The sequence below is a fragment of the Mucilaginibacter sp. genome, assembly GCF_039925265.1.
Lineage (GTDB): Bacteria > Bacteroidota > Bacteroidia > Sphingobacteriales > Sphingobacteriaceae > Mucilaginibacter.
In genome coordinates, this window is sequence record NZ_JBDSZG010000016.1 from 166,535 (window position 1) to 182,107 (window position 15,573).

At 44.9% G+C, this 15,573-nt stretch carries 14 protein-coding genes; 11 read left to right on the top strand and 3 right to left on the bottom strand.

Annotated elements, in window-relative coordinates; translation table 11 throughout:
* Positions 1–15: 15 nt before the first annotated feature.
* The gene (locus ABIX36_RS08630; protein WP_348081759.1) at positions 16–1,497 is read right to left on the bottom strand and encodes a glycine--tRNA ligase; all 1,482 of its coding nucleotides are present in this window, start codon (positions 1,495–1,497) and stop codon (positions 16–18) included.
* Positions 1,498–1,855: 358 nt separating this feature from the next.
* On the opposite strand from ABIX36_RS08630, the gene ABIX36_RS08635 reads away from it, so the two are divergent.
* The 5 genes from ABIX36_RS08635 (at position 1,856) to gldG (ending at position 6,967) form a co-directional block, all read left to right on the top strand.
* Positions 1,856–2,569, top strand: coding sequence for an ATP-binding cassette domain-containing protein (locus tag ABIX36_RS08635; protein ID WP_348081760.1), 714 nt, complete (start codon positions 1,856–1,858; stop codon positions 2,567–2,569).
* Positions 2,570–2,731: 162 nt separating this feature from the next.
* Positions 2,732–3,226: a hypothetical protein gene (locus ABIX36_RS08640; RefSeq protein ID WP_348081761.1), complete on the top strand. Its 495-nt coding sequence runs from the start codon at positions 2,732–2,734 to the stop codon at positions 3,224–3,226.
* 173 nt (positions 3,227–3,399) lie between these two features.
* Positions 3,400–3,885, top strand: a complete 486-nt coding sequence (locus ABIX36_RS08645) for a hypothetical protein (protein ID WP_348081762.1) — start codon at positions 3,400–3,402, stop codon at positions 3,883–3,885.
* A 149-nt stretch (positions 3,886–4,034) separates the two neighbouring features.
* Entirely contained in the window at positions 4,035–4,538 is a 504-nt protein-coding gene (locus ABIX36_RS08650; RefSeq protein ID WP_348081763.1) for a hypothetical protein, read from the top strand.
* Positions 4,539–4,564: 26 nt separating this feature from the next.
* Positions 4,565–6,967 (top strand): gliding motility-associated ABC transporter substrate-binding protein GldG, encoded by a 2,403-nt coding sequence (gldG, locus tag ABIX36_RS08655; RefSeq protein ID WP_348081764.1) that lies wholly within the window; start codon positions 4,565–4,567, stop codon positions 6,965–6,967.
* A gap of 21 nt (positions 6,968–6,988) precedes the next feature.
* Here the strand turns inward: gldG and ABIX36_RS08660 are convergent, their stop codons facing one another.
* Positions 6,989–7,621, bottom strand: coding sequence for a hypothetical protein (locus ABIX36_RS08660; protein WP_348081765.1), 633 nt, complete (start codon positions 7,619–7,621; stop codon positions 6,989–6,991).
* A gap of 152 nt (positions 7,622–7,773) precedes the next feature.
* Here ABIX36_RS08660 and dnaN point away from each other — a divergent pair, with 152 nt between their 5' ends.
* The 6 genes from dnaN to ABIX36_RS08690 all read left to right on the top strand — a co-directional run bounded on the left by dnaN (position 7,774) and on the right by ABIX36_RS08690 (position 14,081).
* Positions 7,774–8,898 (top strand): DNA polymerase III subunit beta, encoded by a 1,125-nt coding sequence (gene dnaN, locus ABIX36_RS08665; RefSeq protein WP_348081766.1) that lies wholly within the window; start codon positions 7,774–7,776, stop codon positions 8,896–8,898.
* Between the two features lie 179 nt (positions 8,899–9,077).
* Positions 9,078–9,749 carry a DUF4397 domain-containing protein gene (locus tag ABIX36_RS08670; protein ID WP_348081767.1) on the top strand — a complete coding sequence of 224 codons (672 nt, stop codon included), beginning with the start codon at positions 9,078–9,080 and terminating at the stop codon, positions 9,747–9,749.
* Positions 9,750–9,761: 12 nt separating this feature from the next.
* The gene (locus tag ABIX36_RS08675) at positions 9,762–10,505 is read left to right on the top strand and encodes a DUF4397 domain-containing protein (RefSeq protein ID WP_348081768.1); all 744 of its coding nucleotides are present in this window, start codon (positions 9,762–9,764) and stop codon (positions 10,503–10,505) included.
* 54 nt (positions 10,506–10,559) lie between these two features.
* The gene (locus ABIX36_RS08680; RefSeq protein ID WP_348081769.1) at positions 10,560–11,216 is read left to right on the top strand and encodes a DedA family protein; all 657 of its coding nucleotides are present in this window, start codon (positions 10,560–10,562) and stop codon (positions 11,214–11,216) included.
* 151 nt (positions 11,217–11,367) lie between these two features.
* On the top strand, positions 11,368–12,849 hold the full coding sequence (locus ABIX36_RS08685) for a hypothetical protein (RefSeq protein WP_348081770.1): 1,482 nt from the start codon (positions 11,368–11,370) through the stop codon (positions 12,847–12,849).
* Positions 12,850–12,965: 116 nt separating this feature from the next.
* Positions 12,966–14,081 carry an AI-2E family transporter gene (locus ABIX36_RS08690; RefSeq protein WP_348081771.1) on the top strand — a complete coding sequence of 372 codons (1,116 nt, stop codon included), beginning with the start codon at positions 12,966–12,968 and terminating at the stop codon, positions 14,079–14,081.
* Positions 14,082–14,232: 151 nt separating this feature from the next.
* Here the strand turns inward: ABIX36_RS08690 and ABIX36_RS08695 are convergent, their stop codons facing one another.
* On the bottom strand, positions 14,233–15,570 hold the full coding sequence (locus ABIX36_RS08695; RefSeq protein WP_348081772.1) for a pitrilysin family protein: 1,338 nt from the start codon (positions 15,568–15,570) through the stop codon (positions 14,233–14,235).
* Positions 15,571–15,573: the final 3 nt, after the last annotated feature.

Consider the following 15,573-nt stretch of genomic DNA (forward strand, 5'->3'; position numbering starts at 1 on the left):
GTAGGCTTACTATATTTATCCTAACAAATTCTTCCAGCTTACCAGGTCGCCTATTATCTTTTCTAACTGGTCGGCAGGTACGCGTTCCTGGGCCATGCTGTCGCGATGGCGAATGGTTACGGTATTGTCTTCCAAAGTCTGGTGATCTACCGTGATACAGAAAGGTGTACCAATGGCATCCTGGCGACGGTAACGCTTGCCAATAGCATCTTTCTCTTCGTATTGCAGGTTAAAGTTTAGTTTCAGGGCATCCATTATTTCGCGGGCCTTCTCGGGCAAACCGTCTTTTTTGGTCAGCGGGAAAATAGCCGCTTTAACAGGTGCCAAAGCAGGGTGCAGGCGCAGCACGGTGCGACTATCCTGTTTCTCTTCGGTGCTCAGGTCTTCTTCCTCGTAAGCGTTTATCATCGTCAGCAAGAACATCCGGTCGAGACCTATCGAAGTTTCGATAACGTATGGGATATAGTTACCAAAAGGCTTGCCGGTTTCCGGGTCAACCTCCGGGTCGAAGTACTGCATCTTTTTGCGCGAGAATTTCTCGTGCTGGCTTAAGTCGAAATCGGTACGGCTGTGGATGCCCTCTACCTCTTTAAAGCCGAACGGAAAATCAAACTCAATATCGTAAGCAGCATCGGCATAGTGCGCCAGCTTGGTATGCTCATGGTAGCGGTATTTAGCTTCGTCGGTGCCCAGGGCAAGGTGCCATTTTAAACGGGCAGCCTTCCATTTTTCAAACCATTCTTTTTGTGTGCCGGGGCGTACAAAATATTGCATCTCCATCTGCTCAAACTCGCGCATACGAATGATGAACTGGCGGGCAATAACCTCGTTACGGAAAGCTTTACCTATCTGCGCAATACCGAAAGGAATTTTCATCCTGCCCGATTTTTGAACGTTCAGGTAGTTCACAAAGATCCCCTGTGCTGTCTCCGGGCGCAGGTAAATGGTGTCAGATTCATCGGCAATAGCACCAACCTGCGTGCTAAACATCAGGTTAAACTGGCGAACATCGGTCCAGTTAGCAGTGCCACTTACCGGGCATTTTATATTTTGTTCGATGATCAGTTCTTTCAAACGCGGCAGGTCTTCAGCCTTCAGGGCGTTATCCATCTCCAGTTGCAGCTCTTCAGCTTCGCTGGTTTTGCCTTCTTCATCAAGCTTAGCTATACGGTCTTCCAGTAATTGATCTGCACGGTAGCGCTTGTTGCTGTCCTTATTATCAATCATCGGGTCGCTAAAGCCGTCTACGTGGCCGCTTGCTTTCCAAATGGTGGGGTGCATAAATATGGCAGAATCCAGGCCCACAATGTTATCATGCATTTGCACCATGGCTTTCCACCAGTAGGTTTTTAGGTTGTTCTTTAGTTCAACACCGGCCTGGCCGTAATCGTAAACGGCGCTAAGTCCGTCATAAATTTCGCTGGATTGAAAAACAAAGCCATACTCCTTGGCATGCGATATAACATTTTTAAAAAGTTCGTCGGTTGATTTGCTCATAATGGAGGCAAAGATAGTTTTTTTTAGAATTTCGGATTTGGGAATTTCGATTTCGGATTTAATGTTATGATTAGACAGATAGCTGGGGAGTTTAACTATTTAGACTTTAATATTTTAGAATTAACAACTATGGCGTTCCCTTCGGGCCGGGCTATCCGTTCCAACTCCTCATTCCGTCCCCACTGATAGAAGTGCGGACTCCATTCCGGGGTTTCCACTTCTATCCCTAACGCAAGTCAACAAAGCTGCCATCTATGAACACTTACAAACTTCCCCCTTTCCTTTTTCTTAAATCCGAAATCGAACATTCGAAATCCGAAATCAACAAAATCTCACATCTAAAATCTATTTTTACGCCATGAGCATTTCGGTACAGGCTTTATCAAAAACTTATGGGCAGCAAAAGGCTGTGGATGGCATCACCTTTAATGCCGGGCCGGGCGTATTGGGCTTTTTAGGGCCAAACGGCGCGGGCAAATCCACCACCATGAAAATGCTCACCTGTTTTATCCCCCAAACATCGGGCACGGCTACGGTTTGCGGTTTCGATATCAGTAAAGACCCTTTAGAAGTAAAGCGCAACATAGGCTACCTGCCCGAAAGCAACCCGCTGTATACCGAAATGTACGTAAAGGAAAGCATGGCCTTTGTTGCCGGCATCCATAAGCTGCACCAACCCCAAAAGCGTATTGCCGAAGTATTGGAGCAAACCGGCCTTGGCCCCGAACAGCATAAAAAGATAAACCAGCTCTCTAAAGGCTACCGCCAGCGCGTTGGCCTTGCGCAGGCCATCCTGCACAACCCGCAGGTACTGATACTGGACGAGCCCACCTCCGGCCTGGACCCCAATCAGCTCATCGGTATCCGCCAGCTCATTCTCGATCTGGGTAAAACAAAAACCATCGTACTCTCTACCCATATTATGCAGGAGGTGGAGGCTGTATGCAACCGGGTTATCATCATCAACAAAGGCAAAATAGCTGCCGACGATACCCTGCAAAACCTCCGCAAAAAAAATGGCGACAAAACGCTGGAAAACATTTTTATAGGCTTAACCAACAATAAGCTGTAAATTAATATACTAAATTTCAGCATCTTACATATCTTCCAACATTTTTCGCACACAATTGTTGTAACGTTGTGTTTAAAAGGGCGTCTACAAATCAGACAGCGGCAACGCGGAAGGTACCCTGCAATGCCGTGATTAAATGTTTACCACAATTTAAAAATTATCATGAAAAAAGTTCTATTAGTATTAACCGTTTTGTGCGGTTTATCAATCGGCGCATTCGCGCAATCAGAAGGCGGAAAATGGAGTATTGGTTTAGAGGGCGGCATACCGGTAGGCCATGCAAGCGATGCTTACAATGCAGTTGTTGGCGCATCTATTAAATACGATCACAACATTGCAACAAACACCTTCCTTACCGGTTCGGTAGGTTATAACGCGTTCCTTGTAAAATCTCAATACAAAAGCATTGCAGGTTCTACAGATGGCGCCATCCCGGTAAAAGCCGGCCTTAAATACTACTTCGGTAGCGGCTTTTATGGCGAAGGCCAGTTAGGTGCAGCGTTTTCTACCGAAAGCGGTGGCGGCACTGCATTTGTTTACTCACCTGGCATCGGTTACGATTTTGGCAGCGGTGTTGACTTAGGCGTACGTTACGAAGCATGGTCTAAAGACGGAACTATCGGCCAGATAGGCCTGCGTTTAGCTTTCAGTTTCTAAGCGAACATAGCTTTATATAAAGGCCCGGGGTTATGCCTCCGGGCCTTTTGTGTTTTTATTAAACTCATAAAAAACATGTATTATTTAAACTTTGTATTATAATATTTTGAAATAAGATATATTATTATTTAAATTAGCTAAAATAAACCCATAAACCAAATTTCTCACAAACAATGAAAAAAATCATTTTAGCGATCCTCTTCGTAGGAAGCACTGTGGCTACTTGTTTAGCTCAAAAAAGCAATGATGCATCTAAATTCAGTATTGGCCTCGAAGCGGGTATACCTACCGGCTCCTTCGGCGATTTTTACAACCTTGCTATCGGTGGATCATTGAAATATGATATCAACATCAGCGAAGGCACCTATTTTAATATATCGGCAGGCTATACAAGCTTCTCCGGCAAAAACGGCGTTCCATCTACCGGCTTTATACCAGTTAAGGTAGGTATCAAAAATTACTTTAGCGAAGGCTTTTATGGCGAGGCCCAGGTAGGTGCTGCAAAATCTACCGAAAGCGGTGGCGGTACAGCATTCGCTTACTCGCCTGGCATAGGTTATACTTTTACCGGTGGTTTCGATATCGGTTTAAGGTACGAGGCATGGTCAAAAAATGGCACCATAGGCCAGTTTGCTACCCGTATAGCTTACAGCTTCTAAACTCCAAAAAAATATTTTATAGCAAAAAAGTCCCGGGAGGTTTCCGGGACTTTTTTGTTTTGTTTTATTTGCAGCGCGGCAGATTTATAAATGGCGCATTATAATTGTAATTTCGGCGTTATTAGCCACAAGCAACACCGGCACATCCAATGAAGAAACTACTACCTTTATTATTCCTGTTTTTATATTGTGTAGCACATGGGCAAACCTCGCCTAAAAAAGCTTTCAGCGCAGGGCTCGATCTGGCTATCCCCACCAACAGCATCTATAGCATCGGCTTTGGCGGCTCGGGCAAAGCAGAGGTACCGATAGCCGGCCCCGTAAGCCTTACCGTGACGGCGGGCTATACCAGCCTGTATTTTAAACGTTCGCTGATTGGCAGCAACAAATCGCAGGACCCAAGCGGCTTTGTGCCTTTAAAAGCAGGCGTAAAATACTATTTAAGCGATGGTTTTTATGTGGAAGGCGAATTAGGTACAGCTATAGAAACCAATTATAATAAGGATAAGTTATTCGCTTTTGCCATAGGGCCCGGCTTTTTGCTACCCCTAAACAAAAGCTCAGCCATTGATCTCGGTTTCCGTTACGAAAACTGGGGCAGCGGAAGGATCCGCCAAACAGGTATCCGTGTAGCATATCGTTTTGATTGGTAACTTTGTAAATTCCGAACCAAACAACAATGTTTCCCATACTCAAGAAAGAAATAACAACTTACCTCAGTTCACTGGTGGCTTATGTTACCATTGGCGTGTTTTTACTGGTTTTAGGCCTGTTTTTATGGGTGTTCCCCGATACCAGCATACTGGCTTATGGTTACGCCGGGCTGGACAGCCTGTTTAGCACAGCGCCATACCTGTTTATGTTTTTAGTGCCGGCCATTACCATGCGCTCATTGGCCGAAGAACGCCGCGAAGGTACGTTCGAGCTTTTACTTACCCGCCCTTTAAGCCATCTGCAGATTGTATTAGGCAAATATTTTGCCGGGGTGGTTGTTGTGCTTTTCGCGCTGATACCCACATTGGTTTACTATTACAGCGTTTACACCCTCGGCGCACCGCAGGGCAATATAGATAGCGGCGCGGTCATCGGCTCATATATAGGGCTATTCCTGTTGGGTTCGGCATTTACGGCTATCGGCTTGTTTGCCTCATCGGTTAGTAAAAACCAGGTGATCGCCTTCACCATCGCGGTTTTCCTGTGCTTCTTTTTCTATAGCGGATTCGATTCTCTTGGTGGTTTGTTCTCGCTTCAAACCCTTGGCATCCAAAGTTTGGGCATCACCGAGCATTATAATTCGGTAAGCCGCGGCGTACTGGATACCCGCGACCTGGTTTACTTCCTCTTGTTAGATGCCCTGTTTATTTTGCTCACCCTTTTTGTATTGCACCGCCAGCAGCAAAAGAAATTCGTTAACACCGCATTTCTTAGCACACTCGGGATATTATTTGCTTTAACGCTGTTCACCCACCGGTTTTTCACCCGGTTCGATTTTACTAAGGAAAAACGTTTCACCATATCATCCGTTAGTCGTAAGGTTTTGGATAGCCTTCCCGCTCCCGTAAACATTACCGTTTATTTGCAGGGCGATGGTTTCCCTGGCGGCATAAAACGCTTACAAACCGCCACCAAAGATATGCTGAGCGACCTGCAAGCCTACAGCCACAGTAAACTCACCTTTGTGTTTATCGACCCTATTAAAGGGCTCTCGCAGGATCAGCAAAAACAGGCCTTTGAGAACCTGTCGGCGCAAGGCATAGAGGCACAAAACCTCAGCGTAAAAACCGACGATGGCGTACAATCTAAAGTGATGTTCCCGTTTGCGCTGGTTACTTACGGCGATAAGGCCATCCCGGTAAAGCTCCTCGAAAACCAGAGCAACCTCAACACCTCACCCGAAGAAAAGCTGAACAGCTCCATCCAAAACCTGGAGTACGCTTTTACATCGGCCATCAAAAAAATAACAACGGGTGGCAAACAGCGCATCGGCTTTACCGAAGGGCACCAAGAGTTAACCGACCTGCAGCTGAACGATGCCATGCGAAACCTGTCTGACGGTTACCTGGTTGGACGGATAGACCTGGCTACCATCCCTTTTGATAGCCTGCGTAAAGTTGGCCTGCTGGTGATTGCCAAGCCGGATAAAGCCTTTACCGAACTGGAGAAATTCAAGATAGACCAGTACCTCATGCGCGGCGGCCGCATACTTTGGGCCATAGACCAGGTGAGTGCCGAACTGGATAGCTTAAAAGGCAAAGGCAACCAGGCATTAGCCTTTAATAAAGAGCTGAACCTGGATGATCAGCTTTTCCGCTATGGCATCCGCATCAATTATAACCTCATCGCGGATATTAACAGCTCGCAGATCCCGGTTACCACCGGGGATGTTGGCGGCACACCGCAGATCCAACTGCTCAACTGGCTGTTTTACCCGGTGTATATCCCCCAATCTACCCACCCTATTGTAAAAAATCTGGATGGCATTACCAGCCAGTTTGCCAGCACCATTGATGTGTTGGATATTAAAAATGTAGAGAAAACGGTGCTGCTGAATACCTCGCCCTATAACAAAGAGATAAAAACACCGCACCTGTTATCGCTGATGGCGCTGCGCGATGAACCGAACCCGAAGGATTTTCAAAGTCCGCAGAAGATAACCGGGGTGCTGTTAGAAGGTAAGTTCATATCCGATTTCCGCAACAGGCCGGTACCCGATAGCCTGGGCGAAAAGATAGAAGTATTGGGCGAAAGCAAGCCCACCAAGATGATCGTACTGAGCGATGGCGACATTTTGCGCAACCAGGTTGGCGCCGATGGCTCGCCCTACCCGCTGGGTTATGACCGCTACACCAAGCAAAGCTATGGCAACCTAACCCTGCTGATGAATATTGCCGATTACATGGCCGACGACTCGGGACTGATCTCCCTCCGTAACAAAGAGATACAAATACGCCTGCTTGACAGGGCCCGCATCCGCAGTGAAAAACTGCAATGGCAATTAATAAATAACATAGTACCTATTGGCCTGGTGTTGATATTCGCAGTTTTACAGTTTTACATCCGCAAACGTAAATACGCCCGGTAATATTTATTGATGGTAAGCAAATCAATCATAGTCATCTACTCCTAAAATGACAACATCAGTTGTTCGAATAACAAAGAAACAAGTAAACCAACCTATATAATACTCGCCCCATGGTTGTGTGGCAACTATTATTCTATCATTGCCGGTCAGTAGGCTACCAATGAACTTGCTTATCATCACCTTGGAATAATTTTCCATTTTATCATAGCAAGATCCGAGCATGGCCATTAATAATAATCTGCGGCTAAAATCCTCCACATCAATCTCGTACAACCCGATTCCTCTAAACCGTTCTTTTGAATTATATTCTGAAGAAAATTCGGTGAAATAATCATCATCATTATATCGCCACTTTTTATCAATATCATGATGAGTAAGCAAATCAAAGATAAAATCATGAACCGCAATGTTAGCGCCATTTGCCTTTGTATAAACAGCCAATCCTCCAACCGCGTTATGGTCATGGATAACTATGTCTAAAACCTCCTTATCTATATTTTCTATTACTTCCGATAAAACAAATGCAGGCTGCGTGCCAATTCTTTTAAATATAATGCCGCGATTAAATGATAAGCTTGAAAACGCCAAATAAAACGCTGTATTTTCTAATGTCGAACTGTCGAGTTCTATAAAATGCAAATCCTTTAATTCCAATTTTTTTAATTTTATTTGTGAACAATCGCAGTTTCTTTGATTGAAGCCTAACCTATTGTTAATATTACAGCTTTTTATCAACATTACCTGCACATCGTAAAGTATGCACATTAAATTTTATACTTTTGATTTACTAAACGAACTAACCCATTATGAGATTCATAGTTTCCACATCAACCTTACTCAAGCAACTGCAGTCTGTAAGTGGCGCGTTAAGCAATAGCACCGTTTTACCTATACTGGAAAACTTCTTGTTCGAGATAAAAGACGGGAACTTAACCATTTCTGCTACCGACCTGCAAACCAGCATGACCACTTCTTTAGCTGTTGAAGCCAAAGAGAATGGCCGTATAGCTATACCATCGCGCATATTACTGGATACGCTGAAATCCCTACCGGAGCAGCCCGTATCTTTTTCTGTTGACGATAAAACCTTTGCTATAGAAATAAGCGCCGGCGACGGTAAATACAAGCTCAGCGGCGAAAACGGCGAAGACTTCCCAAAGATCCCTACCGTTGAAAACGCATCATCCGTAAACCTGCCTGCATCTGTATTGGGCGAGGCGATCAATAAAACCATATTCGCGGTAAGTAATGATGAATTAAGGCCGGCCATGACGGGCGTTTACTGCCAGCTGAGCAGCCAGCACCTTACCTTTGTAGCTACCGATGCCCACAAGCTGGTACGTTACCGCCGTAAGGATGCCAAAGCGGATAGCACCACTGCCTTCATCCTGCCAAAGAAAGCGTTAACGCTGCTAAAATCGGCCCTGCCGGATAGCGATGTTAATGTATCGGTAGAGTATAACAGCACCAGCGCGTTCTTCAAATTTGGTAACATCAACCTGGTGTGCCGCCTGATAGATGAGCGCTACCCGGATTATGAAGCCGTTATCCCGAAGGAAAACCCTAATAAAATGTCGATAGACCGCCTTTCATTATTAGGCACCCTAAGCCGTGTGGCTATCTACGCTAACAAAACCACCCACCAGGTAAGGTTAAAAATTAGCGGCAGTGAGTTGAATATATCATCAGAAGATATTGATTTTGCAAATGAGGCGCACGAGCGTTTAAGCTGCCAGTACGAAGGCGACGACCTGGAAATTGGTTTTAACGCCCGTTTCCTCATAGAGATGCTGAAGAACCTGAGCTGTGAAGAAGTATCCTTAGAAATGTCGACCCCTAACCGTGCAGGCTTATTACTGCCACAAGGCGGCGACGAGAACGAAGACGTATTGATGCTGGTAATGCCGGTAATGCTTAACAGCTACGCATAATATTGATTAGAGGATGGCATAAAGATCAATTGGTGGTTGCTTAACGGCAAAAACCTGGTAACTACTCCAACCTCTAATCAACCCAAAACAAAAAGTCCGGCCATTAAAAGCCGGACTTTTTTGTTCCACAGATAACAAAACCTGCCGTTATACAGTTATTATTGCATCTGCTTATTTGTATGAATTTTAAGTTACCTCTTTTAATTATAGTATTGTTCGCTCTGGCCATATCCTCCTGCAAGGTTGGCGATGATGCCGTACCAGCATCATCTACCTTAACCACTACCTTAAATGTAGTGAACGCGACTACCGATACGCTTAACTATTACCTCAACGGGAGCCGTGTAAATACCACGTCCTCGCTTTATCCATTTGGTTATACGGGCTACCTTGCTGTAAAATACGCCGACCAAAACTACCAGTTTAAGCGGCTGGGCAATTCCGATGTATTGTTTAACCTGTCATTGCAACTTGATACCAACAAAATTTACTCGGTGTATATTGCCGGGGAAGCGGCCGATGATACATTTACTACGCGCGATACACTGGTATCTGATACCAACGGGCGGGCAAAAATAAGGTTTGTAAACGCGTCCCCCGGCTCGGGTGACCTGGATGTAAAAATAGATTCCCTGAATTTTAAGCTGCGGGCGTATAAGTCAACTTCGGTGTTTGTGCCGATAGGCGTTGGTATAAAGCATGTACAGGTGTTTCGCGCGGGTACAACCGCCGCCATTGCCGATACCACGCGAACGCTGACAGCAGGCAGGATGTATACACTTTTTGCAAAAGGCACGTTAACGGGTACAGGCGGTTTAAAATTTGGCACCGGGCTGGTGATTAATAAGTAGTTTTGATAAACGATGATCAGTAATAACAAAAACGGCATACTAAAATACCTATGTTTGTTTATTTTGGGGGTGCTTATAGTGCCTCAGTTCCTCTCTTGCGGTAAGGATAATAACAATACCTCGCTGGGTACGGATAATGGCTACCTCAACATTGTAAACCTTAGCCCCAATATAAACCCGGTAAACTTATATGCTAATTTTATAAAACAGAGCGCAACCACCTACAGGTACCCAAATGCTTCCGGCTATTTTTTAATGAATATTAATGATACCCCGCTGCAAATACGCCCCGCTTTAAGCAATACCAGCAGCCAAAGCAACCTGCTTACACTGGATAGATCCTTAAAGGAGAACGTGCGCTACACCTGGTTCCTTACGGGTTTACGGTCAGATAGTTCGTTAACCTATGTCTTCACTGTAGATTCGGGCAGCGTACCTGCGGTCGGCCGCAGCAAAATAAGGCTGGTAAACGCCTCGCCGGGTACAGCAGGCTTAAATATCACCGCTAACGATTCGCTGGTTTTCTCCAATATAGCCTACAAGGGCGTGAGTACTTACAAGGAAGTTACCGCTGGCGGCTACAATTTTAAGATCAGCGCTACGGCTACGCCATCAACCATATTAACTACCTTAAAAAATGTTACCGTGCTTGATGGTAAGCTTTATACCATTTATGCCTACGGTTTACCCAACCGCACAGATACTTCCGCGTTTAGCGCCGGTGTTATATTAAATACCATTCCCGATAAAAAGTAATAATAAAGCGCTTTTTAGCTTTATCTTGCTATTTTTGGTCAAAATTAAAATGCTTTGGAAATAATACACAGCCTGATAGACTTCATCCTGCACATTGATAAGCACCTTGCCGAAATAACCAGCCAATACCAGGGCTGGACCTATCTTATCCTTTTTGTGATCATTTTTGCCGAGACTGGTTTTGTTGTTACCCCATTTTTACCGGGCGATTCCCTGCTGTTTGCAGCCGGCGCTTTAATAGCGGGCGGTACATCGGGTTTGGATATCCATCTACTGGCCGTTATTTTAATTATTGCAGCTTTTGCCGGTAACACAGTAAACTACATGCTGGGCAATTACCTGGGACCAAAGGTTTTTAAAGAAAAGAACAAAATACTGAAACTGAGCTACTACATACAAACCAAAGCGTTTTTTGATAAGCACGGCGGCAAAGCCGTAATATTTAGCCGGTTTATGCCTATTATACGCACCATAGCCCCATTTGTTGCCGGTGTTGGCCGGATGCCCATAGGGCGTTATAGCTTGTACAACATTATCGGCGGGATATCGTGGATAGTGCTTTTCCTATACGGCGGTTACCTGTTTGGCACTGTGCCCTTCTTTAAAAAGAACTTTTCGCTGGTAGCTATTGGCATTGTGCTGCTCTCTATCCTGCCCCCTATTTTCGCCATCATCAAAAGCAGGATGAACAAGGGTAAACAAACCGCGTAGTATTTTTTGTTCTCCCGTAGCAAGGTGCTTCCGTTTTAAACAAGTGACTGGGTTTACCTACGCATCTGTATTAACTTATTTGTCAAAAAAAATATCCCGATTCTCACTTTTTTTAACGTAATTCAAGCCAGAAACAAACCTGACTTATTACATGAAAAAAATCTTACTTATTACAGTATTAACCCTTTTTACAACCATTGCAGTACTGGCGCAGAACGACGACCCGCCCATTATGGAGGATTTTGCCAACGGTATTAAGGCCAGTAACGCCTTTGCTTTTAACGAGCACTTGAATGTAATGCAGATAAGTACGGGCGATGAAAGCTTCGACCTGGTTGCGGTAAACGATAAACTACAGGTAGTATGGCGTACCTCGCTGGCCGGCTTTGGCATTAAAACCGATAAATTTAAAGGGAAGATAGTGGCGCTTGCCTCAACCACCCACTCTAACTTTAAAGGCACCAACAATACTTTCGAGGCCTATGTTGTCGACCCGGATAACGGCAAGGTACTGTCAGATAAGATCGTTTATAAATCTGATGATGACTACGTGGAATACCCGCAAATGTATACCGGCGACGGTGCCTTTTTTAAACTGGCAGTAAGGCAAACCGGCTACAGGCGCAAAATACATATCGGCATCCCCTTTTACGATTGGTTTTCGGACAGATACGCCCGCGAATACAACGAAACCCGCAAACTGCAGGTTGTTGAATACAATGACAAACTCGATTCGGTAAGCTCCTTTAAGCCGGTGCGCTCCAACGGGCTGTTTGTATCGCTATCGTGGAATAAGCATGCCGATATGTTCATCAGCTGGCTTAACGGTCCCAGCATCGAGGTTTATAAGTATAATGCGGGTAAAACAACGCCATCTAACCAGTTAACGGTACCTGTTTCTTTCGAGATTAAAGATTCTGCTATCCCAAGCCGGATATTGTTTACCTGCCCGTCTGATAACAGCAACGTGCTTTACTATGGGCTAATTTACAGAAACCAGGATAAGGATGCAGAATTAGGTATAGGCAAGCTCGATTTTGAAAGCAGCAAGAAAGCATACGTTACCCAGGTGATAGATAAAGCCAGCCTGAAGGCCTTAAAAAAAGGCTTTGTACCCATCAATAAAAAAGTAGATGATATAGATATGGGGTACGCCGGCGGCATGAACATTAAATATATTACCGAGGCAGATGGGAAATTATTAGTGGCGCTATCATCAAATGCAACATACTCCAGCCAAGCTGGTTCCACTTTCTATATCGAATATTCTTTAATCGTTAACGCATATGATAAAGACCTGAATTTAAGATTTCAGCAGGTGTTCCCGGCAAGCAGTAACTACCCTAACCGCCAAGTAACTACCGGTTTCCATGTTGCCAAAAACAAACTATATCTGGTGGCCAATTCAAAAAAAGGCATGCGCTCTAACGTAGGCATTTTTGGTATTTTAGACCTTGGCAGCGGACAATGGCTAAAAACAGAAGAGCTTTCTAAAAAGCACATCAGCAACGGCGATTACTCTGAAGGCCCGTCCGTATTATGGTTTGGTGATAGCTATATTGTACCTTACTTTTCACAAAAGATGTTTTCGGCAGTAAAATCGGATGTTACACTGCAGTTGAACAATTATTAAAAGAACCAGCCGATATTACAAAACAGCCTGCCAAAAAGCAGGCTGTTTTTGTTTTAGCTTTGCTTAAAACAATTACCGCGTCAACTCCTTTTCTGTTAATATGATAACACAATTACATGGCCATAAAAATTAAAGACCAACCCTTTTACATCCAGGCAACTGCTGTGCTGTTCGGCCTTGTTTTGGTTGTTTATATTTTATCGGTACTTACCGATATACTGGTGCCGCTTGGTTTCGCGGCGTTTTTGGCCATACTGCTCAACCCGCTGGCCAACCGGCTGCAGCGGCACAAAGTGCCCAAAGCCTTATCCATTGCAATTGCTATGCTGATAGCCCTACTGGTGGTAGCCGGCGTGTTCTATTTCTTATCATCCCAAATTATCCAATTCGGCGATTCGTTGCCCATGCTCAAACAGAAATTTGGCGAAATAACCATAAACCTTAAACATTGGGTACAAGCTACCTTTGGCATAGCCGTTGCCAAACAGGACCAGATGGTGAAGGAAGCGCTAAGCAACAGCCAGTCGATGGTTGGCAAAACGCTGGGCGGCCTTTTAGGCACCCTGGGCATCATATTTTTGCTGCCGGTGTATATATTCTTCATGCTGCTGTACAAGCCGCTTATTCTTAACTTTTTGTACGAGGTGTTCGCCGAGGAAAATTCTAAAAAGGTAAGCGAGGTACTCAGTGAAACCAAAGGTGCCATACAAAGCTACATCGTAGGTTTGCTGATAGAGATGATCATTGTGGCCACCATGAACTCTGTGGCCTTATTGCTGCTTGGCGTTAAATACGGAATACTGATAGGCTGTATAGGAGCCATACTGAACCTTATCCCCTACCTGGGTGGTATCATAGCCATTGCCCTGCCGGTGTTGATGGCCACGGTAACCAAAGACGGCTACTCCACACAATTGGGCGTTATCATCGCCTATATCGTTATCCAGTTTATTGATAATAATGTGTTGGTACCGCGTATTGTATCCTCTAAGGTGCAGATAAACGCGCTGATGTCTATAGTAGTGGTGCTGCTTGGGAACCAGCTGTGGGGCCTCTCGGGCATGTTTCTGTCCATACCTTTTGTGGCGGTGCTCAAAATAATTTTCGACAGAATAGACGACCTTAAACCCTGGGGCAAGTTACTGGGCGATAACATCCCAACCCGCCACATGGGCGATATCCTTAGAAACCGGCGAAAGCGAAAAGCCGTAATGCCCGAAGCGGAGCAATAATTTTTGAGCTAAAGGACGAAGGATGAATAGATAAAAGACGAAAGAAAAAAGGACTAATACAATAAAAAAACGCCGCGGATATAACCGCGGCGTTTTACTTTTCAGAACAGTCGTCCTTTATCTTTTATCTCTCAGTCTTTCGTCCAAAAAATTAATGATTAGTAGGCGCGCCGCCTTTGTTTAAGGTACCGTTGGTGAACAACAGCGGGCTAACTTTTGTGGGGTCGCCCTGGTAAACCCAAACAATATTGCCAATGTATTTAAGGAATGCATTGCTTACGTCGTTCACGGTTAACTTCTTAACATCATCAACCAGGGTGATAGAGCGCATCCAGTTATTATGCAACACCTCGTTGTTTACCATTGCTGCTGCCTGTGCCTGGTTGGTTTCGTTTTTGTAGTAGAAACCGGTAAGATAGGTCACCTTCATATCGGCTACTTCATCTGCCTTAAAGCCTTCAGTTTTCACTTTGTCTACCAGTTTATCAAACACAGCAATGTATTTATCGGGCTGGGTGGTTGATACCGCAAACCTTGCCGTAGCCGTGTTGCCTGTATTAAACCAGGCCTGCGGCGCGTAAGATAAGCCATTGTTGGTGCGCACCTCTAAAAAGTGCCTGTTGGCAAACATGCGCATGGCTACGTTAAAAGCGTTATAATCTGGTGTTCCTGGCGCGGGGCCACTGGTTATACCTTCCACATAGTTGGTGGCGAGATCGCGTTTTTGAGAGGAAAACGTATTTTTATACACCTTGAAGAATGATTTTTTTGCTTCGAACGGCGCGCCCGCTTTTACGTTAGCCAGCATAGCTGCCACTTTAGCCTCAATATCTGCCTTCGGCAAATCAGCCACCACTACGATCACCATTCTCGATTTTGTTAAGATCTTATTGTAATAAGCCTTGGCTTCCGCAGCAGTAAGTTTAGACAGGATATCCACAGTACCATCAGGGTCCTTAGCATAATCCCTGCCAGCAAAAGCTACCCTATCGGCATATTTATCAATGGCCGCATCTGGTTGTGCATCGTTAGATTTCAGGTTGTTTATCGCGTCCTGTTTAATCCGCTCAAACTCTTTGGCATCAAAAGCCGGCTGGGTAATAGCTTCAGCGTACAGTGGCCAAACCACATCAAAATCAGATTTGATACAGTTCATCCTGATGAGCGCATACTCTTTGGTATCGAAACCCCAAAGCTCGGCGCTTACCTTGTCCAGAGCATTTTTAAAATCATTTTTCGAACGTTTCAGGGTTCCGCATTCGGTTAAGGCATTTATAGCCATCCCTTCAATACCCATTTTTTCGGCCGGGTAATTTTCTACACCGCCCCTAATTACGGTTTGTATCTCTACAATATCGTTCCCGCTTGGCTGTACAATCACCTTTACGCCGCTCACCATAGTTTCGTAAGGCTTGTTTTGGGCCGTCGCGGTGTTAGCAGTATATAAAGCTGCCATTACCAGCAGCACAAATAAGTTTCTCTTTTTCATCTT

What these genes read in the sequence shown, in the direction of transcription:
- ABIX36_RS08645 (WP_348081762.1), top strand. Translation starts at nt 3,400, where the DNA reads ATGAAAAAAATCATTTTAGCGATCCTCTTCGTAGGAAGCACTGTGGCT.
- ABIX36_RS08670 (WP_348081767.1), top strand. Translation starts at nt 9,078, where the DNA reads ATGAATTTTAAGTTACCTCTTTTAATTATAGTATTGTTCGCTCTGGCC.
- gldG (WP_348081764.1), top strand. Translation starts at nt 4,565, where the DNA reads ATGTTTCCCATACTCAAGAAAGAAATAACAACTTACCTCAGTTCACTG.
- ABIX36_RS08690 (WP_348081771.1), top strand. Translation starts at nt 12,966, where the DNA reads ATGGCCATAAAAATTAAAGACCAACCCTTTTACATCCAGGCAACTGCT.
- ABIX36_RS08630 (WP_348081759.1), bottom strand. Translation starts at nt 1,497, where the DNA reads ATGAGCAAATCAACCGACGAACTTTTTAAAAATGTTATATCGCATGCC.
- ABIX36_RS08650 (WP_348081763.1), top strand. Translation starts at nt 4,035, where the DNA reads ATGAAGAAACTACTACCTTTATTATTCCTGTTTTTATATTGTGTAGCA.
- ABIX36_RS08635 (WP_348081760.1), top strand. Translation starts at nt 1,856, where the DNA reads ATGAGCATTTCGGTACAGGCTTTATCAAAAACTTATGGGCAGCAAAAG.
- dnaN (WP_348081766.1), top strand. Translation starts at nt 7,774, where the DNA reads ATGAGATTCATAGTTTCCACATCAACCTTACTCAAGCAACTGCAGTCT.
- ABIX36_RS08640 (WP_348081761.1), top strand. Translation starts at nt 2,732, where the DNA reads ATGAAAAAAGTTCTATTAGTATTAACCGTTTTGTGCGGTTTATCAATC.
- ABIX36_RS08685 (WP_348081770.1), top strand. Translation starts at nt 11,368, where the DNA reads ATGAAAAAAATCTTACTTATTACAGTATTAACCCTTTTTACAACCATT.
- ABIX36_RS08675 (WP_348081768.1), top strand. Translation starts at nt 9,762, where the DNA reads ATGATCAGTAATAACAAAAACGGCATACTAAAATACCTATGTTTGTTT.
- ABIX36_RS08695 (WP_348081772.1), bottom strand. Translation starts at nt 15,570, where the DNA reads ATGAAAAAGAGAAACTTATTTGTGCTGCTGGTAATGGCAGCTTTATAT.